The organism is Gemmatimonadaceae bacterium (assembly GCA_036273715.1).
Taxonomy (GTDB): Bacteria; Gemmatimonadota; Gemmatimonadetes; order Gemmatimonadales; family Gemmatimonadaceae; genus JADGGM01.
This window is the reverse complement of record DASUHB010000072.1, coordinates 103,637-129,148: the sequence shown is the minus strand read 5'-3', so window position 1 is coordinate 129,148 and position 25,512 is coordinate 103,637. Positions and strand designations below refer to the sequence as shown.

The following is a 25,512-nucleotide window of genomic DNA, read 5'->3' as shown; positions in this document are numbered from 1 at the left end:
AATATTCGTCGACAGGATGCGACCGATGAGACACGCACCGATAGTAGCCCACGAAAAAATGGCTCCGATGCGAAAGCGGAAACAAATGCTGTAGGGCGGGTGCGAAACCGTCAGCACCGCACAGCGCCTCACGAGGAGAAAACACTCGACGACAAGAGCTCAAACGGTACGACAAAATAGGTAGCCGCCTGCGGCCCGACGCCGCGACTGGGGCCTACCGGTCCGGAGCTCCCCTCGCCATCAGGGATCTCCCGCGGCGAAAAGATGCCGCGCTGGTGTAAAGACAGCCGGCGGCGACAATGTGATGTGTTTCTTGGCAGATACGCAAGAGGCTACGCCACCTACACGCTTACGTAAGGCAGTTCAATGCATCGTCCCTGGTCCCGTCCCACGGGGCAGAAAAGGCCCCATCCTCCGCGCCTCCCGCCAGAGTATGGCACCAGACAGCCGGCTTCGGAGACGCCTCGCAGAGAGCCGTTAGTCGACTCGCGCCGCGTGTTCGCGCCCGGTTGGAGCGCATAAAGTCGCGCCAGGCTTCCGACAGTAACGACTCTTATTTGCGCCAGCGCGGCCTGTTAGTCCGAGATTCGCTCGATCACAAATGCCAGCGGCGCCTTGAGCGATTCCGCAAACACATACTTCCAACGCGCGCTCGCCCGATTCGAAATCGGACTCGTCCGGGTCGGTGACGTCAACGGCGTCAGACCTAATGCGTGCGCGAGAATCGAGAGACGCAACATGTGAAATGGGTCGCTCACGAGAATCACCCGCTGCCCCGGCAGTGCCGACACGATCGCAGCAACCGCATGGATGGACTGGCTCGTGGTCAGTCCGTGGGTCTCCATCACGATCGAGCTGTCCGGAACGCCCCGCTCGAGCAGGAACCGCCGGCTCACCTGCGCTTCGCTCGTCGTGTCGCGGGCGCCGGTTCCTCCTGTCACGATCACGAGTGGCGCCAGCGATCGCTGATACAAGTCCAGCGCATGGTCTAACCGTGCGCGGAGCACCGGCGATGGATGCCCTTCGTATTGGGCCGCGCCCAACACGACGATCGCGTTCGCCGGAGCCGCTTGATCGCGCGCGCCCACCACGATCACGGCGATCACCATCGCGACCCAACCCAGAAACACGGCGACTGCGACCGCGCCGAGGATGCGCGCTTTCAGAGATCTTCGGCGCTTCATGGCGGCGAACCTGGCCGCAAGCGACCGGTTGTGGCAAGAGACCGCACTGTCCTGCGCGTGGCGGTCGCGTTAGTCCGTGAGCGTCAGCAGCGAGAGCCAGAGAACATCGAATGCCGCGCGCGGATTGAACTCCGCATCCACGCCCATGGTCATCGCCAGTCCATCGACGAACGGCACGACCACATCGGCCAGAAGTCTCGCCGGGATGCGGGGGCGCAGCGCCAGTAAGGCGAAGAGTCGTTCGATCGAAGAGGCGGACGCCTCGCGGCGAGCGAGGTTCGCCGAGTGAATCGCTCTCCGCACGAGCGGATTTCGCCACTGCGCCAGCTCGAGCAGCACCCGCAGATGTCCGCGATCCAGCTCGGCGGCAAGCCACGCCCACAGATCATCGATTGCGTGGCGCGGTGTGGAGTTCTCGAGCGCTGCGCGCTCTCGTGACACCAGGTTCTGGCCCATCCATTCCACGACGCGCGCGAGCAGCGTGTCCTTGTCGTGAAAATGATAGTGAATGAGCCCCTTGCTCACTTCTGCTTCTTCGGCCACGTCGTGCATCGTGAGCGCCGCAGCGCCCGATGACACGATGCACCGCACGGCAGCGCGCAAAATCCGTTCGGCCGCCTCGAGACGCGGCCGGTGTTCCGTGTTCGTCACTCTGAATTCTGCCCCGTCAGCCGGCGACACGCGACTCTCCCGGCGATGTCCGTTGGAACACGACCGTCAGCCGCTGGCCGTCCTGCGTCATCAGCGCGGGCTCCCATCCACCACGGCTTCGCTCGTTGAGCAAATCGGTGAGCGCATCTTCGTCCTCCTGCGATCGTCGCGTGAGCCGAAGGATCACCGCCTGATATTCTTTCATTCGGCCGAAGATACTAGTTTGCGGCCCATGCACACCACCCCTGCGCTGGGCAACTTGATCGTCAGCCGCCACCCGCTGATCGAGCACAAGCTCTCGATCGCGCGAGACCGCACGACGACGACGAAGTTGTTCAAGGAGCTGGTCGAGGAGATCGCGATGCTCATGGCCTACGAGGCGACGAGCGATCTCTCGCTCGAGACGGTGGACGTCAATACACCGCTCGAGTCGATGCGCGGACGCCGTGTGAGCGGAAAGAAGCTCACGCTCGTCCCGGTGCTGCGCGCAGGACTCGGCATGGTGGAAGGTGTGTTGCGGCTGGTTCCATCGGCACGTGTTGGGCACATCGGAATGTATCGCGATCACGATACACTCGAACCGGTGGACTACTATTTCAAGGTGCCCGGCGACGTGGCCGAACGGCACTTTTTCGTGCTCGATCCGATGTTGGCGACGGGAGGAAGCGCCGTTGCCGCAGTGTCATCGCTCAAACGAGCCGGCGCCACGCGCGTCCGGTTTCTCTGCATCGTCGCGGCGCCCCCAGGTATCGAGCGCATGCAGCGTGCGCACCCCGACGTTCCGATCTACGCAGCCGCGCTCGACCGCGAGCTCAACGCGCAGGGATACATTCTGCCGGGCCTCGGCGACGCCGGCGATCGCATTTTTGGAACGCGCTGACAGCCGCCCGGTGCGCGCCGAGTCGCGCTCACTCGAACCAATCGCGGGGGCAGCTCCGCTGTTGCCATGCGGCGTCCAACACCCAGCGTTGGGCAGCGGGATCCATGACTTCGGATTCCACGCGATCGAACCACTCGCCGGCTAACGCGAGGTCGCCGATGCGGCGCCAGAGCTCACCGACAAGATACGTGAGCACCGCCCGCTCCTCTCGCTCTGCGCCATCGTAGCTCGAGAGCGCCGCCTCGAACTGCCACGCCGCGTGTCGGCGGAAGTATCGCTCCGCCTCGACGTCGCCCTCATCCACGCAGCACCACGCCGCGCGCAAATACAGATCGGCAATGCGCCGCGGTTCCGCGCCCTGCCACGCCGCGACCTTCGCCGCAAACTCGTACTTTGCCGAACCCGGAATCGTGCCGCCCACTTCCGGCAGCCTGGGCGCGAGCTCGTCCAACACGTGCTCGCGCAACACGGGACTGACGTCCGCTTCATCGCTGAAGTCGCGCTCGCCACCGGCGTATCCGCACCGCCCGCAAATGTGAATCAGATACGGCAACGGTTGGGCGCCCGCGGCCCGCTCATGAAAGTCGGTACGCTTGCCGCCGAACGAATTCGTCGACAGCACCGCGTGCGACGTAAAGCGGGTCTCGCAGATGGGACACGTCAGGTCAATTTGCTTCAGCGTGGTCATCCTCTCGCTCCTGCCTCCTCTCGCCCGAATGATCAAGGAAAGTTGCGTGCCACAGATGTGTTTCCTCTTGTAGCAGTTTCCGCTCGCCGGTATCTTCCCGCGTCCTGACGACATCGGTCGCACACGTCCAGTCCGGTTCCCTCCTCCGGTGCCATGCTGATTGACCTGGTTCCCGATTTCTTTGCCGTTGTCGACAACAGCGATCCCATCGCTGCCTACCAGAACTACTTCAATGCCAATCGCCGAGTGTTGGAACCGTATTGGCATAACTACGTGCTCGATCCAGAGAGCGAACACTTCTACGAGGTGGTACGAAACACCGTGCTGGCCAATCGGCACGACCTCGTGGGGATGTTGGAGCGCACCGACGTCCTGTCGCTCGCGCGAGACACAATCTCCGCCTGCTCCAAACTGCTTGACATAGACGTTGACATCGACGTCGTCCTCATGGTTGGCGTAGGCGCTGCGAACGCCGGCGAGCTTGTCACCGATGGTAAAGGCATCGCGGTCATTTGCTTGGAACATTTCACTGCAGTCGCAAGCGAAGAAACGCACGGGCTCGGACTAGATCCCGAGCTCATTCGTCCGTGGCTCGCACACGAGGTCGCGCATGTGATCCGCTACACGTCGCCGCACGGACGCAGTGAATTGCGTCGGCTCGTGCATGCCGCCGGCGGCTATTACTCGTACTGGGACACCGCCCGTCGAGCATCGCTGCGCGAGCTGCTCGTGAACGAAGGACTCGCTGTCGAAGCCGCGCGCGCCGTGAGCCCGGGTCACGCCGAATGGGAATACTTCGGCTACGACCGTCGCCAGTATGCCCGCATCCGCGACCTCGAGCACACGATCACCGCCGACGTCGCCGCTGAACTCGATCGGGCTGCGCTCGGCCTTCGCCTGCGATACCTCGCCGACGGACTCCCGGTCGACGCGCGGACGATGCCGGGTGGCTACGTGTTGCCCGAGCGGTCGGGGTATTACGTGGGGAGCAGGATGGTGGAGAACGCCGTGTCGGCGCGCGGCCTCCCCTGGTGTCTCCGCGCCGAGGCGACGGAGATGCTCGCCGGCGACGAGACGGCGGCCACCGCCTAACGGAGTCGCGGGGCGGCCCCGGCTCGGCGCCGGCTCATTTCCCCACGCAGAACGTGCTGAAGACGCGATCCAGCACGTCTTCGACGTCGATCGCGCCGATGAGCGATTCCAGCGCCATCGCCGCGGCTCGCAGGTGAACCGCGGCCACCACGATGGGCACGCCGACCTCGCCGTCGCTCCACGCCTGCTTGAACGCGGCGACCTCCGCGCGCGCCAACGCGATCGCGGCGCGGTGCCGCTCGCGCGTCAAGAGCGGCGCGTCGCGCCACTCCTCGCCGACACGCCCCGCGATCATCGCCTCGAGCCGCTCCCTGAGCTCGGCCAGGCCGGCGCCGGTGACGGCACTCACCGCCACCGTCGACTCGCTTTGGTATCGCACAGATACTAAATCGGCCGGGGCCAGGAGATCGGCCTTCGTCCGCACCGGCACCACCGGCGCCGCCGTCCGGGCGCGCGCCGCCGCGCCCGCCGCGCCTAACGACGAGGCGCTATCGCCGCACGCCAGCACCACGTCGGCCTCGGCCAGCGCTCGCTCGGTCATCGCCACGCCTAACTGCTCGATCGGATCCGCCGACGCGCGGAGACCCGCCGTATCGATCAACCGGATCGGCCACGCACCCAGGTCCACGACAGCCTCGATCGCATCCCGCGTCGTTCCCGGGATCGGCGTCACGATCGCCCGCTCCCGACCCACGAGCGCATTGAACAACGACGACTTGCCCACGTTCGGCGCGCCGGCCAATACAACCCGCGCGCCGCGCCGCACCATCTCGCCCGCCGCCGCGGTGCCGAGGAGACGCTCGAGCGCGTCCTCGAGCGCCGCGATCGCTTCCGCGACGCGCGCGGGCTCGATCGGCCCGCTGTCCTCCTCGGGGAAGTCGATGTCGTACGCGATCATCGCTTCCACCCGCAGAACCGACTCGCGCAGCTCCGCGACCCGGCGCGACAGCCGCCCCTCCAGCTGCTCGAGAGCCGAATCGTGCATCGCCTGCGACTCGGCGTCGATGAGGTCCCCGATCGCTTCCGCCTGGAGCACGTCGAGTTTGCCGGCTGCCACCGCCCGGCGCGTGAACTCGCCCGGGAGCGCGAGGCGCGCGCCGGCCGCCAAGCAGGCGCCTAACGCGCGCGCCGGCCCCACGTGCCCGCCGTGCACGCTCAGCTCGACGAGGTCGTCGCCCGTGTAGGAGCGTGGCGCGCGATAGACCGTCACCACCGGCCGCTCGATGACGCGGCCCGTCGATGGATCCCGGAGCGTCGCGCGATACGCCGCGCGGGGCGTCGCCCGCCACGGTTCGAGGAGGCGCCTCGCGATGTCGTGGGCCAGTGGACCGCTGAGGCGCACAACAGCGATCGCGCTCCGCCCCGGCGGTGTCGCCAGCGCCGCGATCGTGTCTTCAGCGCCGGGAAGCACCGCGCTCACTGCCTAACGGGCGTCGATGCGCATCGACGCTACGTGGCTCGCGCCCCGGCCGGCCCCGCCGACGTCGCCGGCACCCCCGCCTTCGCTCGCTCGCGCGCAATCAACCACTGCTGCGGAATCGCCGCCAGGTTCTGCACCGCATAGTACAGATTGAGCCCCGCCGCCAAGCGATAGAAGAACACGCCCATGACGACCGGCATCGTGTACGCCATCATCTTCGCCTGCGAGTTCTGCGGCGACGCCCGCAAGCCGATCCACGAGAGGAAGAACATCGACACGGCCATCAGAATCGGCAGGATGTAGTACGGATCCCGCTGCGAGATGTCCGCCATCCACAAGAACGACACGCCGCGAAATTCGATCGTGTCCTGGAACACGAAGTACAGCGCATACAGCACCGGCATCGGAATCAGCATCGGCACGCAGCCCGCCAACGGACTGAACGGACTCATGTCGTGCTCGCGGTACAGCTTCATCATCTCCGCGTTCAGCTTGTCCGGCGTATTCTTGAACTTCTTCTGAATCACCTGCAGCTCGGGCTGAATGCGCTGCAGCTTGAGCTGCGCGCGCATGGCGCTCTGGTTCAGAGGCCAGAGCAGCAGGCGGATGGCGACACCGAAGATCACGACGAGCCAGCCGTAGTTGATCCGCGATATGTCGTGCGCCCACAGCAACAGCCGCATGAGCAGCGTGATGAACGGCTGGACGATCGGCCGGAAAATCCAACCGTGCGGATTCACGTTCTGCATCTCGCGGCCTAACGCGAGCAGTCGCCGCCATTCCTGCGGCCCGATGTAGAGCGTGAACGCGAACGTGCCATCCGCCGGCAGCTGCTGAATGACGCGCCCGGATGCGCGAACGGCCATCGTCTTCGCCGGACGCGGCACGCCCTCGAACACGGCGCCCGCAAACGGTGACCGCGCCGTGTCGGACATCATCGCGACCAGAAAGTACTTGTTCTTGCTCGCCACCCAGTTGAGCGGTCCGTTCTGGACCCGGGCGGCCGTCGAGTCGAGCTTCGAGAAGTCGATGCTCTCGGGGTCGTCCCGCATCGTCTTCACCACGAACGCGAGGTGCCGGTCATCCTCGGCCGAGTCCGCCTCCGATGATCGAAACCACGAGGGCAGCGAAACGACCAGCACCCGCGGTGCGCCCGAAGCGGCCCCGGTGGAATGCACGGACCCGCTCACCCGCACCAGATAGCTGTCCGGCGAGAACGTGTACGAGATCATCGCCGTGTCGGCGCCTAACGCACCGCGGAACCGCAGGATTGGCAGCCCGCCCGCGCCGCGCGCCGATGAATCCACGGTGAACGAAGTGCGGTCCAGCGAGATCGTGTCCCGACTCTCCGAGACCACGGCATACGACAGCAGAGGCGAGCCGCTTCGCGCCAACTCTACCTTGCCATCGCCCTTCGAGTAGGCACGGAACTCGTCCATGCGGGCGCCGATCGGCGCCGCACCGCGCGTGCTGATTCGGTACGTCGCGTTCGATGTGTGTACCACGATGGTATCGACCCGCGCGTTCGACACCGCAGTGGTATCGACTCTCGCGGGGCTCGGCACAACAGGCGCGGACGTCGCGACCCTCGATGGCTCAACCGCACGGTGCGTGGTATCGCGCACCGCCGACGAGTCTCCTGCCTGCGGTTTCGGTTGCTGCGGTGACGGAAATAGCAGCATTGTCCCGTACAACACGACAAACGCCACCGCGAGAAAAATCCAGAATCGTTTTTCCATTTCAATTCGCAGCCGGGCTCAAGGCACCGGATCATAGCCGCCCACACAGAATGGGTGGCAACGCGCAAGTCTGCGGATGGTTAGCCATCCGCCGCGCAGCGCTCCATGTCGTTCCAAAGCCTCCACGGCGTACGCCGAACAACTCGGCATGAACCGGCACGCCGACGGCAGAAGCGGCGAGAGCGCGACCTGATAGCCGCGCACCAGAAAAATCAACACCCACCGCATCACTCGCGCTCCGCTTCGGCGACCAATCCATCGCCCATACGTGTCATCTCGCGCCGAAGTTCGGCAAACGTGACACGATATGCTACCGGCCGCGCTCGAATGATGGCGTCCAACGAGCCCATCCGAGGCAGAATCTCCACGCGCGCGATCTCTCGCAGCCGCCGCTTGAGCCGATTGCGCGCCACAGCAGTCTCCGCATACCTCGGCACAATGAATCCGACGCGTCCCCCACCCCCACCCCCACCCCCGCCCGTCCCACCCGGATGTCCAAGAGGGGAAGCGATCCACCGCAGCTCGAGGCTGTCGGTTCGGATGCGCTTCCCCTCGCGCGTAACTCGCTCCAACTCCGCGCGCCGCGTCAACCGATGCGGGCGCGTGAACCGCCGACGCTCAGGCGCCTGCGTACTTCGACGGAAGCCGAACGGTCAACCGCTTCCGACCCTTCTTGCGACGCCGACTCAATACCTCACGCCCCCAACGCGTCGACATCCGCTCCATAAATCCGTGCGTGCGAATGCGGCGTTTGTTCCGAGGACGATACGTTGGCTTGCCCATGTCCTTACTCCAATGCGTGTTCCGTTCACAACAGACAGAACATGAAACCTACCAACCACACGCACACCGGTCAACGCCACACTTTTCGCGCGCCGCTCCGCAATTCGAGTTGCCGCCACTCACGCTACTGCCGTGTTTTCATCGGATTGACTTTTCCACACGCCGAATCTAGCTTCGCGTCCCCTTCCGAGTTGTTCCCCAGCATGACGCTTACGGCAACAGAAACATGGTCCCGCTTGCTCGATCGCGCTCGCCTCGAGCTGCCCGAGCAAACGTACCGAACATGGCTGGAGCCGACCGAAGCACTGGAACTGGAAGGCGATACGATCGTCGTCGCGGCACCCGATCGATTCGCCGCCGATTGGAATGAATCCAAGCACTCGCAGTATCTCGCCAGTCTCGCGCCACTGGCGTTAGGCCACCCCATCACCATCGTCTTTCGCGTCGACGAAGAACGAAAGACTCGGCCCCAAATGGACTTGTTCGTCGCCCCGCCGCCCGACCAGGCTCGCCAAACAGCGCCTGGCGATGCGCCCGGCGTCCAACTCAGCGCTCGCTACACGTTCCACAATTTCGTCATCGGAAAATCCAACGAGCTCGCCGCCGCTGCCGCACAAGCCGTCGCCGCCGCGCCAGGAAAAGTCTACAACCCGCTCTTCATCTACGGCGATACCGGGCTGGGCAAAACGCACCTCATGCAAGCCGTTGCCCACGAGATCATGCAGCGCGCACCGTCAACGCGCGTCTGCTTCGTCGGCACCGAACAGTTCACCAACGAGCTCGTCACCGCCATCCAAAAACGGTCCACCCCCGAATTCCGCCGGCGCTACCGCGAAACGGATCTCCTCCTGCTCGACGACGTCCACTTTCTCAAACGCACCGAAGCCACCCAGGAAGAGTTCTTCCACACGTTCAACGCGCTCTACGAAGCGGGACGACAAATCATCCTCACCAGCGACCGCCCACCATCCGAAATCCCGGGACTCGAGGCACGCCTCGTCAGCCGGTTCCAATGGGGCATGGTCGCCGATATCGAACAGCCCGACCTCGAACACCGCATCGCCATCCTCCAGAACAAGGCGCGCCTCGATCACCTCGAGCTCACCATTCCGGAAGATGTCATCCGCTTCATTGCCGAACACGTCCGCTCCAGCGTCCGCGAGCTCGAAGGCTCGCTCATCCGACTCCTCGCCTACGCCTCGCTCAAACACCGCGACGTGTCGGTCAGCCTGGCGCGAGAAGCACTTCGTGACAAACTGCGGCTAAATGGCGACAACACAGCCGATGAAAAACACGCGCTGAGCGTTCAGTCCATCCAGCACCTGGTTGCTCGAGAGTTCAGCATCAACGTCGAAGGCCTGCGCTCCAAGAGCCGCACCAAACAGCTCACCGTGCCGCGCCAGGTCGCGATGTTCCTCATCCGCGAATTCCTCGGCCTCCAACTCGTCGAAATCGGCAACGCCTTCGGTGGACGCGATCACTCCACCGTTATCCATAGCCTCGAGCGGGTCCAATCGCTGCTGGCCGGCGACGCTCCGTTCAATGCTCGTGTGGAATCACTGCGGAAAAGCATTTCGGATCTTCACACGTGATGTGCACGCCGTGGGAAATCGATGGCGTCTCCACATCGCATCGCACGTTTTCCAACGCTCCCAGGAAAGCAACTTGGTTTCCCACAGCTTTCTCAGTACGATAACTGCTGCGCGCTTCATGCTTTCGCCTGGTTTTCCCAAGTTCCACACCCCCTACTACTTCTACTACTCTTGATCCAACAGTAAAGAAGTAGTAGAAAAAACACCGCGAGTTCACGTTTTCACTCCAAGCCCCGCGAACATCCGGGACCAGAGGATCGGAATGCGCTTCACTATCGCGCGCGAAAAACTTCAGGACGGATTGTCGGCAGTGATTGCGACAGTGCCGGCGAAAACAACACTGCCGGTTTTGTCCAACATCTTGCTCGAGACCAACGAGCGCGGGATCCGCTTGTCCGGCACGGATCTCGACATGGCCGTCTCCACCGAAGTCATCGCCGACGTCGAAAGCCAGGGAGCCATCACCGTTCCCGCCAAGAAACTCGCCGAAATCGTGCGCGAGCTTCCCTCTGCGCCGGTGAAGATCAGCGCAGTCGGCGAACAGAAAATCACGCTCGAGTGCGGACGGTCTCGCTTCCGTCTACTCGGCTTGCCCCGCGACGAATTCCCGACCTTTCCGGCAGTCAAGTTCTCGGAAAGCTGGAGAATCAAATCCGGAGAGCTCCAAAAGCTCATCGCGCACACCGCGTTCGCCGTCTCCACCGAAGAGAGCAGACCGATTCTCAATGGCGTGCTGTGGGAATTGCGCGGAGACCGCATGCGCATGGTCGCGACCAACGGTCACCGCCTCGCGAAAATCGACGTCCCTGTCGCGGGGCAAAATGGCCACTCCGAAGATCTGATCATTCCGCCCAAAGCGCTCGAGCAGCTGCGACGACTCTTTCCCGCAGAAGAAGATCTGGAGATCGCGCGCGGAGAGAACCATCTCGGATTCCGATCGCCGCTCACCGCGGTCTTCACCCGCCTCATCGAAGGCCCGTACCCGCCGTACGAGCAGGTGATTCCGCGCGATAACGACCGCATCGCGCTTGCCGACAAGAACGCGCTCTCACAAGCGCTCAAGCGCATGTCGGTGGTTGCCTCCGATCAGACGCATCGGATCCGCATGTCGTTCAACGCAGGAATGGCCAAATTCAGCGTCCAGACGCCGGACTTGGGAGAAGCGCAAGACGAGCTGCCCGTCACCTACGAAGGTGACGCGCTCGACATCGGCTTCAATGCCAGCTATCTGCTCGAAATCCTGCGCAACATGCCGACCGATGAAGTGCGACTGACGTTCAAAGCACCAGAAAGAGCCGCAACCGTCGAACCCGTCGGCTGGAATGACCCGGCACAGTACATGTGCCTCATCATGCCGCTGCGTCTCATTGACTAACGCAAACGCGCGTCATGGCCGGCCGGTGCCCGGCCGATAATCGAGCATCGTCGTCGTATCGGTCACCTGCTGCTTGAACGGCAGCGTGGTCTCGTGACTTCGCACGGCAATCCCGGAGTTGCCCGTCATCGTCGACCACACCGGCATCATCCCCAACGGATCGAGCAGCAGCGTGCCCGACGATGTGCCGGTGCCGGTCACCCAGATGCTGTCGCCCGCCGCGGAGGCAAGACCTTGTCCGTCGACGGTCGACGTCGACGTCACGTTCACACGTAGCACCGACTGCCCGTTCCACGTGGCCGTGTCGACCAACTGAAACGTTCGCGACACTTTCGACACCACCGCCACGGTTCCGCGACACGTCGTCGTCGACGTCGAGTCGTGCCAGACCGTGCCCTGTTGCAGATGCGATGGCGTGGACACGAGCAGCGTCAACCCCGCTGCCACCGTCGGCGTCACGCCTCCAGCACACGTCGCGCGCGCACCGCCGCCCAGTGCGACGTCCGTTAGGCCGGTCGCCGAATCGAGCCGCGCTGAGAACGTGGTGAGCGTGGAGTCGGCCGGCCGCGGGGGGACGCGCCCGCCCGCGGTCAGTGTCGACGAGTCGACCCGACCCGTGATGCTGTACGCCGATCCGCCGCCGGTCGAATCGACCGTCAACGAATACTCCGCCATCGTGTGAATCGGCGCCGCCGGAGTCGAAGAGTCGCTCGCCAACACCACCGTCGCGTTTCCCTCGAGCCTGTACCGCCAGGTGCCCGTCGCGCGCCGAATCGTCCATTCGCGCACCGCCGGTCGAACGGTGGTTGATTCACGCTTCGCCGGCGTCGGAGCCGGCGCGGGTGCCTTGGCCACGTTAGGCGTCGTCGAGCACGCGACGCACATCACAGCCAGCGCGCCGCCCGCCAATCCGATCTGACGTTCCACGGACCCCCCGATGTGACACGCGGCCACGTTCAACCCTCGTCGTTCGCCAAAAAAAACGCAGCCTCCCGCGCCGACGAACTCACGAGAGGCTGCATGGAGCGAGACCGGCCTGTAAGCCGGGTTCTGTCGGACGATGTCGTCCGGACGGTCATTCCTCTAGGATCGTGATCGCTCACGACCTCGAGCAGCCTACCCGCGGCGTCTTTGACGAGACGGGCCATCTCTCGCCGCCTATTCGGCCTTGCTCCGACCGGGGTTTACCGTGCCGCACCTGTTGCCAGATGCGCGGTGGGCTCTTACCCCGCCGTTTCACCCTTACCGGCAATCATCCGCCGGCGGTCTGTTTTCTGTGGCACTTTCCGTCGCTGCTGCGCAGCGCCCAGCCGTTAGCTGGCGGTCCGCCCTACGGAGCCCGGACTTTCCTCGCGAAGCTCACGCCCCGCGCGACCGTCCGGCCGGCCTCGCACCTCACGAAAGATACCGTCCCCCGAATGACCACGCCATTGACCATGTGACGCCTCGCTGACGCGGGGAACGATCGTGTGCCCGTGCCTCATTCGCACACACCACGATTCGCCACCGGAGGTTGCCGTGCATCCCACCGCCTTCACGCCGACGCCATTGGAACCCGTCACGACCGTCTTGCTCCCGGTCGAACGCACGCGAGTCGACGCTGCAGGCGAGGGCCGCTACCGAGCGCTACACCGCGATTCGCTCGATGACGTGTTCGAGGACCTTCGCGATCAGCGTGCCGGCGCCGTGGTGCTCTCCGTTGCCCGTTGCGGTGAAGAAGAATTGTGCGCCGTCGCTCGGCTCGTCCGCGAGTTCCCGCGCATCACCGCCGTCGCGCTCCTCTCCCTCGAGCATCGCGACACTCCGCGCGCCGTCCTCGGACTCGGTCACTCAGGAGTCAAGTCGTTGGTCGACGTTCGACAACCCGAAGGCTGGGGCCAACTGCGGGACTTGCTGTCTAACCAATTCTTCAGTGACATCGATCAACTCGCTATCGGTCAGCTCTCGCTCGATCTCATCGGTGTGCCCGACGGATGCTGGCGATTCTTTGCGTCGCTGTTCGATGGCGCTACGAGCACCTCGAGTGTCCGCGCGCTTGCGACGCGTCTACTCGTACTGCCCACCACCCTCATGAGCCGCTTCTTCCGCGCCGGCCTCCCATCACCAAAACGATACCTGGCCATGGCGCGCTTGGTGCGCGCCGCCCGAGCTTTCGAGAATCCCGGACTGTCCGTGGCGAGCGTGTCAGATCGGATGGACTACTCGTCGCCGCAGAGCTTCGGTCGACATGTGCGCATGCTCATCGGACTCACCGCACTCGAGTTCCGCGAGCGATACAACGGTGAAGGCATGCTGCTGCGGTTTCGCGATGAGCTCGTGCGACCGCATTTGGCGACGCTGAGAACGTTCGACCCGCTCGCCTCGCGCGCGCTCGTGCCCGCGGGCGCGCAGCAGGAACGAGCAAACTCGTCGGACGACTACGGCGAAACGGGGCCCAGTCGCGCTACGATGTCGTGAGCACGAACGAGTGGAGCAACCGGCACGCCGCGCGCTTCGATCGTCTCGCGTCCGCCTTCCTCACGATCGACCAACGCCAACACGCCAACCACGGTCCCTCCTGCGGCCTGCACCGCATCGATTGCGCGCAGCGCAGAGCTACCGGTCGTGATCACGTCCTCGATGACGGCAACGCGATCCCCCGATGCAAACGGCCCCTCGATGAGCTTCCCGGTGCCATGCGCTTTGGCTTCCTTGCGCACAGAGAAAGCGCGTCGAGGATGCGCGGAGCACGCGCTTGCATAGCTGATCGCGTATGAAATCGGATCAGCGCCAAGCGTCAAGCCACCGATGCTGTCGACATCCCAACCGCGGTCGTCGAGCAAGGCAAGCCCAAGCGACCCGATGAGCACCAAACCCTCCGGGCTCATTGTCGTCAGCCGGGCGTCGATATACAGTGTTGACGAGCGGCCCGAAGCAAGAACGAACTGCCCACGTCTCGCCGATCGTGTCGCGAGCAGAGCAACCAGTCGTTCTTGGTCGGTCATGGCCGTAGCTTACCGGCGCGTATCTTCGACGTCAATCGACGTGCGAGAACACTGCGCCGCGAGCGACTTCGCTCTTCTGGCGCGCTTCTCATGTACCTGTCGACTCGAGCCGTTCGTCTTCGCGCGTCGTCGATCGCGTTGTCACTCGCGCTCATCTTTGCGCTTGCTGGCTTGTACGCGGTCGATCGCTCGCTGTCGACCTCGAATCGCGCACAGGTTCAAGTCGAAGCCGCCGAATCGGCAGCGCTCGTCGGCGGATTTCTCGCCGTGCACACGGAAGCGCTGCAATCGATTCGCGGGCTCTATCTCGATACGACGCGCGTCGTCCGGGGCGAGCAGTTCGAATCGCTCGTGAGTTCCATGACGCAGTACGCAAATTCGTTTCGTCGAATCTGGATCACGGACACCGCGGGTCGAGTCCGCGAGCAGCATCTCTTCGGCCGGCCGTCGCCGCCGCTCGCCCAAGGCCTGGACATTGACACCATCTCGGCCCTCGGCCTCGGTCGTCTCGCCGCCGCCGCCCGCGCGACGCACAGAGGCCAGGTGTCGAAAGCAGGACCCATGGTCACGGGCGAGCGGGCCGTGTTGATGCTCCAGCCGATCTACGTCGGCACCAGCTTTCGCGGATTCGCCGGCGGCAGCGTCACGACTGACGCAATCCTCGCGAGCGTATCGCAAGCGCGTCCGCGCGTCCGCGGTCAGCTCGTTATTCTCGCGAACACCGACACCATCGGCGCGACGCCGCGCCTGCTTGCACGCTCAGCCAGCGTGGACACCGCATCGTCGACGTTGCCGGTGCCGGGCGGTGGCGAGTGGCGGGTCGTCGTGATGCGTCGATCCGGCTACGCCAACGTTCGTCCGCTCGTCTGGGGCATCGGTCTGGCGACGCTCGGCGCGCTCATCGTCATGTTGCTGCACGAGCGCCGACAGGGCATTCGACTCTCCGAGCGGTCCGCGGAGCTCGAACGCTTGTCCGCGGAATTGTTGCGCGCAAACAGATCCAAGAGCGAGTTTCTCGCGAATGTCTCACACGAGCTGCGGACGCCGCTCAACGCCATCGTCGGATTCGTCGAACTGCTGCGAGACGGGGTCTACGGCGAGCTCGCCCAACGTCAGATCTCGCCGGTCGAGCGCATCGCCGCGTCTGCCGGCCACCTCCGGCTGCTCGTGGATCAAATCCTCGATCTGGCCAAGATGGCGGCCGGCCGCCTCGAGGTGCATCGGGAATCGATCGACCTCCGCGCCTTCGTCCTGACGGTTGCTAGTGAGGTCGAGCCCCTCATCGCCGAGCGCGGACTGGATTTCCAGATTGCCGTGAGTGCCACGCTCCCGCGCGTGCGCACCGACCCCATGCATCTGCGGCAGATCCTCATGAACTTGCTGAGCAACGCGACCAAGTTCACGCCGTCGGGCGCCATCACGATCCGCGCCCGCCATCTGGAGCCGCCGCCCCCTCCGCCTAGCGTTAGTCACGGGGCGGTCACCCGGCCGCTCATCTACGTCGCTTCGCAGCTCACCGCCGCGGTGCCGCCCGCGGCGCCACCGGCGCCGTTCGGTCCGCCGCCGGCCATCGAGGGCTCGCGCCCACCTGGCGGATGGATCGCACTCGACGTCTCCGACTCCGGTATCGGCATCGCGCCTAACGAACGCGAGCGCATTTTCGGCGAATTCGAGCAGGTGAACGCGGGGCCCCGAGGGGATTCGATCCATCGCGGCACCGGACTGGGCCTTGCCATCTCGCGCCGTCTCGCCCGTTTGTTAGGCGGAGACATCTCGATCGAGAGCGAGTTGGGCCATGGCTCGACGTTCACCGTCTGGATCCCGGTCGAGCAGGAGCCCGCGCGCGGCGTGCCGCCGGGAGACGCGCCGGCCGACGCCGGAACCCCCGCGCGCACCACGTCGGCCGGCTAGGCCGGCGGCGCCTCGGGATCGTCTCGGCGCAGAAGCGACCGCACCCGGCGAAGCAATCCGTCCTTCCGCGCCGGCGGCGCCTCGACCGCTTCGCGCAGCGCGTTCGCGAACGACAGCGTGTCCGGATACCGATCCGTCGGATTCCGCGCCAGTCCTTTCATGACCACCGCGTCGACCGCCGGCGAAACCTCGAGCCCCTTGCGCGACGCGAGCAGCGGAATCGGCGGCTGCGAAAGCAGCTGCGTGAACATCTCCCGCTGCGACTTCGCCGTGTAGGGCAACGCTCCGGACAACAGGTAGTAGGCGATCGTCGCCAGGCTGTACTGATCCGCGGCCGCCGTGACCAACTGGCCGGACAGTGCCTCCGGCGCCACGTACATGAGCGTTCCGACGAAAAATCCGGCGCGCGTTAGGCGCTCGTCGGGAGCGAGATCCGTCTGCGCGGCGATGCCGAAATCCAGCAGCTTGGCCCGCTTCGTCGGCGCATCGTACATCAAGTTGTCTGGCTTGAGATCGCGATGAATGATCCCGGCCGAATGCGCGGCGTGTACCGCCTCTGCGATCTGCTGGACGATGCCCGCCACCTCGGCCGGAGGAAGCGGCGCATGCCGCTTCGCATACTTCTCAAGCAACTCGCCCGGCGCCCACTCGGTGGCCAGGAAGTGCAGCCCGGGCCGAGCCTCGCCTATCTCGATGGTCCGGACGACGTTTGGATGGTTGACCTTGGTACCGTAGGTCGCTTCGCGCAAAAACCGCGCGACGGCCGTCTTGTCGTTCCGCAGTTTCTCGCGCAACACCTTGACCGCGACTGTGCCGTGCTGCGGATGATCGGCGCGGTACACAACCGCCGTTCCTCCTTCGCCGACCATATCGTGGAGCGTGTATCCTGCGATTGTCGTACCTGAGAGGTTCTCGCGACTCACGCCGGCGAAGCTAACTGGACTCCAATAACGCAGCAAGCACGATCCGCGTCGAAGATCGACAGCTGTAGGACAGAACACTGCCTCGTGCAACATCGCGCGTGCGCCGACCGTAGCACCCGCAGACTCACCCGTTACTGCTGACTTTCGCCGCGAAGCCACCGGCACGCGAATCTGCTCGCCTGGCCTATTTCCACCAAATATGTTCCACGAATATCGCTAAACAGGCGCTATGCTGTCGCGATAAAGCTACATGCTGCCGATCCTGATTCCGCGGCGGCTCCCCGCACGCTCGCTCACCCCGGCGCAACCCCCCCACATCAGCGCCACCGCCTATGCCTAACGCACCCTGGCCCGGACTCGCGAATCACCGAATATGTATCTTCTTGTGCCGCATGGCGTTCTCTTGACAAAATCGCAGGTCGAGACTATATAGGCGCCCGCAAAGCCGCCGCCGGCCTTGCCCCGCACAACGCCGTGCAGGATCCGTTTCACCCCGCAGGAGGCTGCTCGAATGGCCAGAGGGAAAGTGAAGTGGTTCAATGACGCGAAGGGGTACGGCTTCATTGAACAGGAAAGCGGTGAAGACGTCTTCGTGCACTTCTCGGCAATCGCCATGGACGGCTTCAAGACGCTAACTGAAGGACAAGAGGTCGAGTTCGAGATCAAGACCGGCGACAAAGGTCTGCACGCCGCCAACGTTCAGCGAGTCAGCTAGACGCGTTCTCGAACTCACGGGCCATTCGATCCCCGCTTCCGCCTGCCGCCACGCGTGGCAGGCGTTGGTGTCTGGAGACCGGCTCGGGCGAATCCGATCTGCGACGCTCATCGCAGATCGGATTCGCCTTTTTCGTACGTTGTCCCACCGCTCCGCGACGACTGCGTCCCTGGTTTCTCCCAGATGCTCGGGCGACCTTTCGATCATGCCGAACAAATCAGCAGGCCGCCTCTTCCTCGTGGATGGCTACGCCCTCATCTATCGCGCGTTCTTCGCTCTGATCTCTCGCCCCCTCACGACCAGCCGCGGTGAAAACACCTCGGCTGCCTGGGGCGTGGTGAACTTCCTTCAGCGACTGCTCGCCACGCACAAGCCCGCCTATCTCGGGTGGGTGCACGACTCCGGTCTCTCGTTCCGCCACGAACGCTATCCGGCCTACAAGGCAACCCGCGAAAAACTCGGCGAAGAACTCCAAGCGGATTTCGATCGCGGCATGGAACGCATCGCAAGCTTGCTCGATGCGTACAACGTCCCCGTCATCACGCTCAAAGGCTACGAGGCCGATGACGTCATCGGCACGATGGCGCGACTGGGTCTCGAAGCCGGTCTTGAGGTCGTTGTCGTCTCGGGCGACAAAGACTTCCAGCAGCTCGTCCGCCCCGGCGTCCTGCTGCTCAATCCAGGTCGAGGCGGCGCCGCTGCCGTCGAAGAACAATGGGTGACAACCGAGAATGCATCCGAGCGACTCGGTGTCCCCGCCGATCGCGTCATTGACTATCTCGCCCTCGTCGGCGACTCGTCGGACAACATACCCGGCGTCAAAGGCATCGGCGACAAGACCGCAGCCGAGCTCGTGGCGACGTACGGATCGCTCGAGAACATCCTGGCGAACGCCACCTCGATCACCAAGAAGCGTCCGCGCGAAGCGCTGCTCACACAAGCCGAAGCCGCGCGCCTGTCCAAGGAATTAGTAACAATTCGTGAGGATTTGCCGATCTCGCTGGACCTCGCGGCGATGCACGTCTCCGAGCCGGATCATGCGCGCCTGAAAGAGCTCTTCGTCGAGCTGGAATTCCACTCGCTCGCCAAGGAGCATGCGACGGCCGCCGCGCGCCCCGTCGAACGGGCACGGTACGCCACGATCGACAGCGTCGACGACCTCGAGACGCTGTACGCGCGGGTGCGGTCCGCCTCCTACATCGCGGTCGACGTGGAAGCCGTGGTCGAACCCGGGAGCCCACTGTCCATCGACCCGCTCCGATCCACGTTAGTCGGACTGTCGATCGCGCTCGCGCCCGGCGAGGCGTATTACCTGCCGTTCCGTCACCGGCCGCATCGTCCGGCGCAGCAGGAGCTATTGCCCGACAGCGCGCCGGCGAGCGCCGCCGATGCATCTGCGGCAGCGATTCGCAACCTGCCGCCGCTCGACTCCGACCCGATGGCTCCGCTGCGCGCTCTGCTCGAGGATCCGGGCCTCCGTAAGACGGCGCACAACGCCAAGTACGACTCGCTCGTGCTCCGGCGCGCTGGCGTTAGGTTAGCCGGCGTCGACTTTGACACGATGATCGCCAGCTACGTGCTCGATCCCGGGCGGCGCTCGCACGGCTTGGATGTGCTCGCCCTCGAGTTCCTCGACCACAAGATGACGTCGTACGAAGACCTGTGCGGAAAGGGCCGGAACTTCGTCCCATACGACGAGTGTGCCGTCAATGCCGCGCGCGACTACTCGTGCGAAGATGCGGACATGACGCTGCGCCTTCGCGCGGTCTTCCAACCCCAGCTCGACGCATACGCGCTGACGAACCTCATGTGCGAGATCGAGCTTCCGCTCTCTGCGGTGCTCGCGGAAATGGAGTGGCAGGGGGTCTCGATCGATCGCGCGTGGTTCGCGTCGCTCAAGGAGCGCTTCCAGCGCGAGCGCGAGCGAGTGGAGCAGGAGATCTACGAAGCGGCAGGCGAGCCGTTCAACATCAATTCCAATCCGCAGCTGCGACAGATCCTCTTCGAGAAGTTGGAGCTCCCTATTCTCAAACGGACGCCGAGTGGTCCGTCGACGGATGCGTCGGTGCTGCAGCAGTTGGCGGAGCAGGGACACCTGCTACCCTCGCTCCTCATGGAATACCGAGAGCTCTCCAAGCTCGAGGGTACATATCTCGATGCGCTGCCGGCACTGGTGCACCCGACAGATGGTCGGATCCACACATCCTTCAATCAGACGGTAGCCAGCACCGGGAGACTTTCATCGAGCGATCCGAATCTGCAGAACATTCCGATTCGACGTGAGCTCGGGCGAGACATTCGACGCGGTTTCGTGCCACGGCCGGGTTGGAAATTTCTCGCCGCTGATTACTCACAGATCGAGCTGCGGCTGCTGGCGCACCTGTCCAACGATGCGGCATTCGTCAACGCGTTCCGCGCCGGCGGCGACATTCATCGCCAAACAGCGTCGATCATTTTCGGCGTGCCGATCGAGGATGTGACGTCGGACATGCGCGCGCGCGCCAAGACAATCAACTTCGCCACGATATACGGTCAGGGCGCGAACGCGTTGTCACGGCAGCTACGCATCGACGTCGTCGAAGCGCGGCGATTCATCAGCGAGTACTTCGAGCGCTTCCACGGCATTCGCGTCTACCTCGATTCGATGGTCGCGTTCGCGCGCGAAAACGGGTACGTGCAGACGTTGTTCGGTCGACGCCGCTACATCACGGAATTGCGCGATCGCAACTTCAGCATACGGCAGTTCGGCGAGCGCACCGCCACCAATTCTCCGATTCAAGGCTCCGCCGCGGATCTCATCAAGATCGCGATGATCCGGATCGATCACGCGCTGCGTGCTCGAGGAGCGCGCTCCGCCATGATCCTCCAGGTGCACGATGAGCTGGTGTTCGAAGCACCGACCGACGAGGTCGAATCGCTGTGCGCGCTCGTTAGTCACGAGATGGAGCATGCAGCAGAGCTTTCCGTTCCGCTCGTCGTCGACATCGGCGTTGGAGACAACTGGCTGAATACGAAGGCGTGACGCGGCCCTGAGACATTAGCGGGCACCAGTCGTCTTCATGAACATCCGACTGCGCTCCCGCACCTCGATCGCGGAACATGTGCCGTGCTTTGCTTTAGGCCGACGACGACTCGCTCAGGCATGGCCTCGACTTCCGTGGTTCACCCGATCGTTGGGCGCCAACGACGTGCGCATGGCGGCTTTTCGTTGATCGAATTGCTCGTTGTGCTACTCCTGATCGGGATCCTGGTCGGTCTGGCCATCCCGCGCTACCATGCATACAAGAGACGCTACTATCTCACGACGATGGTCGCGGACCTCCGAAATCTCGCTACGACCGAGGAAGCGTACTGGAACGTCTCCGGCGCTTATAGCACCGATCTGCGCCAGATCCAGTACAGCAGCAGCCCGCAGGTGGCGATCAATGTGGTGTCTGCCGACACATTGGGGTGGGCGGCCAAGGCGAGCTACGCCGGCGATAGCGCCATCTGCGCGATTTACTACGGTAACGTGCCCGTATTGCCGCCCGCCACGCTCAAGAATGTGATTGGCTGCACCCCATGAGCTCGCTCCAGAACCGCGCTTAGGACTCTCTCACAGGGGTCGTTGCAGTCTGCCATAAGCGTGGCAAATCGAGCGGTCAGATTGACCCCAGCGAGAAGTCTTAACTGCCTAACAGCTTGGCCGACAAGATTTTACGCTCGGTCACTCGAGCGGCACTTCCATTGCCCATAGCCGCACCGTGAGCCACGCGTCGTGGCTCCTCTTTCGGTCATGGGGAACGTCCTATGTCTCGCTCCCGCGCGTCAGGCTTCACTCTAATCGAGCTGCTTATCGTGGTCGTGATCATTGGCATTCTTGCCTCGATCGCGATTCCGAAGTTCTCGTCGACGAAGGGCAAGGCGTATACGGCAATGATGAGGTCCGACCTTCGCAATCTCGCGACGGCGGAAGAGTCGTACTACTACACAAACGACGTCTACTCGACCAACCTTACCGCAATCAATTTTCAACCGTCCCCCGGCACGACGGTCACGATTGGCGAAGCTTCGCCGTCAGGGTGGTCGGCCACTGCAAGTCACCCGGGCGCGTCGTCGTCGTCTTGCGCCATCTTCATCGGCACTGCGACACCGCCTTCGCCAGCCACCGTGGAGTCCGTCGTCGCCTGCAACTAGCGAGACGACATCAGAGGACTTTCGAGGCGCGGCTTTGTCGGGTTGGTATCGCGAGTTCGTGAACAACAGAAAAGCGGGAATGACGTTCGCCATGAACGGCGGCCTTTGGCTGCACCGGCACGTATACCGGGGGCAGCCAATGGCGCATCTGGTCTCGACCGACCGACTGCGGCTGCTTGCCTATGGCAGAGAGGTTGGCCTCCCTCCGGAGCGTCTCCAGTACAAGCCGCTCAAGGATCCGCGCACCGGTATTCGCCGAGATGCCTGGCACTGGGATCTCGTCGGTCGTTTGCTTCCGCCACGCTGATTTTTCCATCGTCGCCGGACGTCATCGCGATCGTTGACGCCTGCTCGGGCGACACGAAGATTCCACGCATGTCAGACCTCCGGCGCATCATGATCACCCGGGCAGGGCGGCTCGCGCTGCTCGCCGCGTGTGTCACGTCGTGCAACCGAGCTCGAGACGCGGCGCCGACGCATGCCGCCCCGCCTAACGCACCGGAGTCTGTGGCGGCGCGGCCGACGCCGGAAGCGGTGCCGCAGTGGGACTCGAGCGTTGGCCCCGTGATGCTCGCCCGAGGCCCGTCGGCTGCAAACGCCTCGGTGGTGTTTCCTGTCTACACCGACAGCACGGTCCCCGATACGCTCCAGCTCGATGCGTCGACGTTGCGCGGCGACTCGGTATCGCTGATTGGACATGGCGGCGTCGTCGATGCAGTGCCGGTTGTTTCGGCGGGCTCCAAAGAGTGGGCCGGAGACGAGTGCGTCGAATGGCCGACGGCAACGCTTGGCATCGGTGGAGACACGAGTCGTGCCGCGGGCTGGACCGTGGGCTTCGTCCAGGAGCGCGTTGCCGCCGTGGCGCTCGATTCTCTCCAGGGTATGTCGGGATCGGACTCGGCGAACTTCGCCGCCGATCTGACGCGCCTTGCCTCCGCGCTTCCCGACGATACCAGCCGGACCTTCCGTGGCATCCCGTTTTCCGTGCGGTACGCGTACCGCTTCCAGGCGGCTCCCGGCGTGGAAGGCGTCGCTGCGGATCTCGTTAGGCGGCTCAACCAGGAGGCGTCGCCGCTCGAGCAGCACACGTTCATCATCGCCGAGCGCGCTGCAAACACGCCGGACGCGGCGTTGCGCGTCGCTTACCATGAACGTGCCGGCGGTTTGGAAGAATCGATCGAGACGACCGACGTGCTCGCTGTCGTGCGGTTGTCCGCGCCGTCCCGCCTGGCGCTCGTCGTGCTGCGGGACGGCCAGGACACGAGTGCTTACGCGATGATCGAACGGCAGACGGACGGTACGTGGCGCCTGCGCTGGACGAGCGTACACACGGGTTGTTAGGCCGATAACTGGGGCGTCACCCTGCGCGCCCGAGGGCGGCCGGCGATTCGATGCGCCGTCCGGCGAATCCGGCGAGCGCAAGCAGCGTCAGGACATACGGCACGGCAAGAAAGAGCTGATAGGGTACGCTCCAGCCCATCGCCTGAAACAGATATTGCAACGCGCTCGCGGCGCCGAACAGAAGCGAGGCGACCAACACGCCCACCGGACGCCAGCGGCCCAGCACGACGATGGCAATCGCGATGAAGCCGCGGCCGGCGGACATACCCTCGGCGAACGTACCCGATTGCGACAACACGAGCGTCGCACCGGCAACGCCGCCGAGCGCTCCGGCGACAAGCAGCGTGATCCACCTCCATCGATGCGCGTCCACTCCGGCCACGCGAACGGCCTCCAGCCGTTCACCAACCGCCCGGATGGCGAGTCCCGCGTGCGTCCGATACAACCACCACCAGAAGAGCGGCGCAACGACGTACACGAGATACGTCGGCGGCGGTTGATCGAAGAAGGTCGGTCCGAGCACCGGAATGCGGGAGAGCACGGGGACAGCGAAGGAGCCGGTCGTCGGGATCGAGAGCGCGGCGCCCGTCGCACCGTACAGCCCGCGATACAGCGCGCCCGTTAGGCCGAGGACGAGCAGGTTGATCGCCGTGCCGGTAATGATCTGGTCCGCGCGCATGGACACGGCGAACACGCCGAACAGCGCGGCCACCGCGATGCCCGCAACGCAGCCGGCCAGAAAACCGAAGACGAGATGGTTCGTACCCGCGCCGAGCAACGCGCCGAAGGCGCCACCGAGCACAATACCCTCGAGTCCGATGTTGATGACGCCCGCGCGCTCGACGAGTAGCTCGCCGAGTGCGGCCAAGGCGAGCGGCGTCGCCGTGCGCACGGACGCCTCGAGAAAGCTCGTGAGAGCGCCGGTCACGGTACGTCGTCCTGGGCCGGCGACCGCGCACCTGCAAATCGAGCGATGATGCTCGCGGCGCTGCCTCGTCGGCTGATCGCGAGCAGCAGCAGGACCAGCGCGGCCTCGACGGCCGTAACGACGACCGAGGGCACCGACGCCTCTCGCTGCATCGAGAGCGCGCCGGCCTCGAGAGAGCCGAACAAGATGCCGGTGCCTAACACGCCGAGCGAGTCGAGCCCCGCCAGGAGCGCCACCGCAATCGCCGTGTAGCCGTAACCGGGCGAGATATTCTCGTACAGCGCGAAGGTGACGCCGCTGACCTCGACCGCGCCGGCAAGTCCGGCCAGCGCGCCGCTCAACAACAAAACGTTGGTCGTCGTTCGGGCGACATCGACACGTCCTGCGATCCGTGCAGCATCGGGGTTGGCGCCGATGGCGCGAACGCGAAAGCCCGCAGCGGTCGATCGCATGCCCCACCAGAGCACGACGCTCGTGGCGACGGCTAACGCAAACCCCGCGTGCAGCCGCGTGCCCGGGATGAGGATCGGCAGGTGCATCGTCGCGGGGATCGGGTCGCTCTGCGGATACGCGTGACTCGGTTCCTGCAGCGGACCCCGCACGAGATATCCGACCAGGTCGACCGCGACGAAGTTGAGCATGATGGTGCTGATCACCTCCAGCACGCCGAATTTCGTGCGAAGGAGGGCGGCGACGCCGGCCCACACGGCACCGCCAGTTGCGCCGGCCGCCAAGGCGAGCGGCATGCTCAGCCAGCCGAGCTGTGCGCCCCACGCGAGACCCACCGCAGTCGCAACCGCGGCGCCGACCAGCAGCTGCCCGTCGGCGCCAATGTTCCAGACGCCGGCGCGAAACGCGATGGCGACGGCGAGTCCCGTCAGCACGAGCGGCGTCGCGCGCACCAGGGTCGAGGAGGTCAGCGCATACCAGGTTCCGAACGATCCGCGCCACAGGGCGCCGAGGGCGAGCGTGGCATCGAAGCCGGCCAACCGAAGCGCCACCCAGAGCAGAGCCAGCGACAGGACCGCAACCATCATGGCGATGGCCGCGCCGCTGAGCGACGTCGCTGCGCGACGATGCCACGTGCTCAGGGCGGACGCGCCGGACCTCGGCGTCGCGGGACGCATCGC

The 25,512-nt window shown here is 64.5% G+C and carries 25 protein-coding genes, 1 other RNA gene and 1 pseudogene; 12 read left to right on the top strand and 15 right to left on the bottom strand.

All coding sequences use genetic code 11. The features are described from left to right. Positions 1 to 575 precede the first annotated feature (575 nt). From VFW04_17605 to VFW04_17595, 3 genes are all read right to left on the bottom strand, one after another. The gene (locus tag VFW04_17605) at positions 576 to 1,184 is read right to left on the bottom strand and encodes a YdcF family protein (protein HEX5181151.1); all 609 of its coding nucleotides are present in this window, start codon (positions 1,182 to 1,184) and stop codon (positions 576 to 578) included. Positions 1,185 to 1,253: 69 nt separating this feature from the next. Next, positions 1,254 to 1,835 carry a TetR/AcrR family transcriptional regulator gene (locus VFW04_17600; protein ID HEX5181150.1) on the bottom strand — a complete coding sequence of 194 codons (582 nt, stop codon included), beginning with the start codon at positions 1,833 to 1,835 and terminating at the stop codon, positions 1,254 to 1,256. A 16-nt stretch (positions 1,836 to 1,851) separates the two neighbouring features. Next, positions 1,852 to 2,040 (bottom strand): hypothetical protein, encoded by a 189-nt coding sequence (locus VFW04_17595; GenBank protein ID HEX5181149.1) that lies wholly within the window; start codon positions 2,038 to 2,040, stop codon positions 1,852 to 1,854. 27 nt (positions 2,041 to 2,067) lie between these two features. Here VFW04_17595 and upp point away from each other — a divergent pair, with 27 nt between their 5' ends. After that, on the top strand, positions 2,068 to 2,715 hold the full coding sequence (upp, locus tag VFW04_17590) for a uracil phosphoribosyltransferase (protein ID HEX5181148.1): 648 nt from the start codon (positions 2,068 to 2,070) through the stop codon (positions 2,713 to 2,715). Positions 2,716 to 2,743: 28 nt separating this feature from the next. Here the strand turns inward: upp and VFW04_17585 are convergent, their stop codons facing one another. Continuing rightward, the gene (locus VFW04_17585) at positions 2,744 to 3,403 is read right to left on the bottom strand and encodes a DUF2225 domain-containing protein (GenBank protein ID HEX5181147.1); all 660 of its coding nucleotides are present in this window, start codon (positions 3,401 to 3,403) and stop codon (positions 2,744 to 2,746) included. Positions 3,404 to 3,556: 153 nt separating this feature from the next. On the opposite strand from VFW04_17585, the gene VFW04_17580 reads away from it, so the two are divergent. Further along, positions 3,557 to 4,495, top strand: coding sequence for a hypothetical protein (locus VFW04_17580; protein ID HEX5181146.1), 939 nt, complete (start codon positions 3,557 to 3,559; stop codon positions 4,493 to 4,495). 34 nt (positions 4,496 to 4,529) lie between these two features. Here VFW04_17580 and mnmE read toward each other — a convergent pair whose 3' ends face one another. From mnmE to rpmH, 5 genes and pseudogenes are all read right to left on the bottom strand, one after another. Beyond that, on the bottom strand, positions 4,530 to 5,915 hold the full coding sequence (mnmE, locus tag VFW04_17575; GenBank protein ID HEX5181145.1) for a tRNA uridine-5-carboxymethylaminomethyl(34) synthesis GTPase MnmE: 1,386 nt from the start codon (positions 5,913 to 5,915) through the stop codon (positions 4,530 to 4,532). A 29-nt stretch (positions 5,916 to 5,944) separates the two neighbouring features. After that, positions 5,945 to 7,597 (bottom strand): membrane protein insertase YidC, encoded by a 1,653-nt coding sequence (gene yidC / locus VFW04_17570; protein HEX5181144.1) that lies wholly within the window; start codon positions 7,595 to 7,597, stop codon positions 5,945 to 5,947. 75 nt (positions 7,598 to 7,672) lie between these two features. Continuing rightward, positions 7,673 to 7,882 (bottom strand): membrane protein insertion efficiency factor YidD, encoded by a 210-nt coding sequence (gene yidD, locus VFW04_17565; protein ID HEX5181143.1) that lies wholly within the window; start codon positions 7,880 to 7,882, stop codon positions 7,673 to 7,675. Continuing rightward, a pseudogene (gene rnpA / locus VFW04_17560) lies at positions 7,882 to 8,250 on the bottom strand (ribonuclease P protein component). The gene yidD and the pseudogene rnpA overlap by 1 nt, the downstream one beginning before the upstream one ends. Before the next feature lie 22 nt (positions 8,251 to 8,272). Beyond that, entirely contained in the window at positions 8,273 to 8,437 is a 165-nt protein-coding gene (rpmH, locus tag VFW04_17555; GenBank protein ID HEX5181142.1) for a 50S ribosomal protein L34, read from the bottom strand. Positions 8,438 to 8,640: 203 nt separating this feature from the next. On the opposite strand from rpmH, the gene dnaA reads away from it, so the two are divergent. Both dnaA and dnaN read left to right on the top strand, forming a co-directional pair. Next, the gene (dnaA, locus tag VFW04_17550; GenBank protein HEX5181141.1) at positions 8,641 to 10,029 is read left to right on the top strand and encodes a chromosomal replication initiator protein DnaA; all 1,389 of its coding nucleotides are present in this window, start codon (positions 8,641 to 8,643) and stop codon (positions 10,027 to 10,029) included. Positions 10,030 to 10,291: 262 nt separating this feature from the next. After that, positions 10,292 to 11,404, top strand: coding sequence for a DNA polymerase III subunit beta (gene dnaN / locus VFW04_17545; GenBank protein ID HEX5181140.1), 1,113 nt, complete (start codon positions 10,292 to 10,294; stop codon positions 11,402 to 11,404). Between the two features lie 12 nt (positions 11,405 to 11,416). On the opposite strand, the gene VFW04_17540 is transcribed toward dnaN, so the two are convergent. Together VFW04_17540 and rnpB are read right to left on the bottom strand one after the other, a co-directional pair. Continuing rightward, positions 11,417 to 12,331, bottom strand: coding sequence for a hypothetical protein (locus VFW04_17540; GenBank protein ID HEX5181139.1), 915 nt, complete (start codon positions 12,329 to 12,331; stop codon positions 11,417 to 11,419). Positions 12,332 to 12,427: 96 nt separating this feature from the next. Further along, positions 12,428 to 12,794: RNase P RNA component class A (rnpB, locus tag VFW04_17535), an RNA gene on the bottom strand. Positions 12,795 to 12,922: 128 nt separating this feature from the next. On the opposite strand from rnpB, the gene VFW04_17530 reads away from it, so the two are divergent. After that, positions 12,923 to 13,861, top strand: a complete 939-nt coding sequence (locus tag VFW04_17530; protein ID HEX5181138.1) for a helix-turn-helix domain-containing protein — start codon at positions 12,923 to 12,925, stop codon at positions 13,859 to 13,861. Here the strand turns inward: VFW04_17530 and pyrE are convergent. Then, entirely contained in the window at positions 13,822 to 14,388 is a 567-nt protein-coding gene (pyrE, locus tag VFW04_17525; GenBank protein HEX5181137.1) for an orotate phosphoribosyltransferase, read from the bottom strand. The genes VFW04_17530 and pyrE overlap by 40 nt on opposite strands. Positions 14,389 to 14,478: 90 nt before the next feature. Between pyrE and VFW04_17520 the strand changes: the two genes are divergently transcribed. Further along, a complete protein-coding gene (locus VFW04_17520) occupies positions 14,479 to 16,299 on the top strand; it encodes a HAMP domain-containing sensor histidine kinase (GenBank protein HEX5181136.1) in 1,821 nt (606 codons plus the stop codon). Here VFW04_17520 and VFW04_17515 read toward each other — a convergent pair. Then, entirely contained in the window at positions 16,296 to 17,315 is a 1,020-nt protein-coding gene (locus VFW04_17515) for a serine/threonine-protein kinase (protein HEX5181135.1), read from the bottom strand. The genes VFW04_17520 and VFW04_17515 overlap by 4 nt on opposite strands. A gap of 418 nt (positions 17,316 to 17,733) precedes the next feature. Between VFW04_17515 and VFW04_17510 the strand changes: the two genes are divergently transcribed. The 6 genes from VFW04_17510 to VFW04_17485 all read left to right on the top strand — a co-directional run bounded on the left by VFW04_17510 (position 17,734) and on the right by VFW04_17485 (position 23,454). Further along, positions 17,734 to 17,937: a cold-shock protein gene (locus VFW04_17510; protein HEX5181134.1), complete on the top strand. Its 204-nt coding sequence runs from the start codon at positions 17,734 to 17,736 to the stop codon at positions 17,935 to 17,937. Positions 17,938 to 18,142: 205 nt separating this feature from the next. Then, positions 18,143 to 20,959, top strand: coding sequence for a DNA polymerase I (polA, locus tag VFW04_17505; GenBank protein ID HEX5181133.1), 2,817 nt, complete (start codon positions 18,143 to 18,145; stop codon positions 20,957 to 20,959). A gap of 120 nt (positions 20,960 to 21,079) precedes the next feature. Then, entirely contained in the window at positions 21,080 to 21,502 is a 423-nt protein-coding gene (locus VFW04_17500) for a prepilin-type N-terminal cleavage/methylation domain-containing protein (GenBank protein ID HEX5181132.1), read from the top strand. Between the two features lie 224 nt (positions 21,503 to 21,726). Continuing rightward, positions 21,727 to 22,113: a prepilin-type N-terminal cleavage/methylation domain-containing protein gene (locus VFW04_17495; GenBank protein ID HEX5181131.1), complete on the top strand. Its 387-nt coding sequence runs from the start codon at positions 21,727 to 21,729 to the stop codon at positions 22,111 to 22,113. Between the two features lie 34 nt (positions 22,114 to 22,147). After that, the gene (locus tag VFW04_17490) at positions 22,148 to 22,420 is read left to right on the top strand and encodes a hypothetical protein (GenBank protein ID HEX5181130.1); all 273 of its coding nucleotides are present in this window, start codon (positions 22,148 to 22,150) and stop codon (positions 22,418 to 22,420) included. Between the two features lie 89 nt (positions 22,421 to 22,509). Continuing rightward, positions 22,510 to 23,454 carry a hypothetical protein gene (locus VFW04_17485; protein ID HEX5181129.1) on the top strand — a complete coding sequence of 315 codons (945 nt, stop codon included), beginning with the start codon at positions 22,510 to 22,512 and terminating at the stop codon, positions 23,452 to 23,454. A 16-nt stretch (positions 23,455 to 23,470) separates the two neighbouring features. On the opposite strand, the gene VFW04_17480 is transcribed toward VFW04_17485, so the two are convergent. Next, complete coding sequence (locus tag VFW04_17480; GenBank protein ID HEX5181128.1) at positions 23,471 to 24,382, bottom strand: ABC transporter permease; 912 nt, start codon at positions 24,380 to 24,382, stop codon at positions 23,471 to 23,473. Further along, a complete protein-coding gene (locus VFW04_17475; GenBank protein ID HEX5181127.1) occupies positions 24,379 to 25,509 on the bottom strand; it encodes an ABC transporter permease in 1,131 nt (376 codons plus the stop codon). The genes VFW04_17480 and VFW04_17475 overlap by 4 nt, the downstream gene beginning before the upstream one ends. Positions 25,510 to 25,512: the final 3 nt, after the last annotated feature.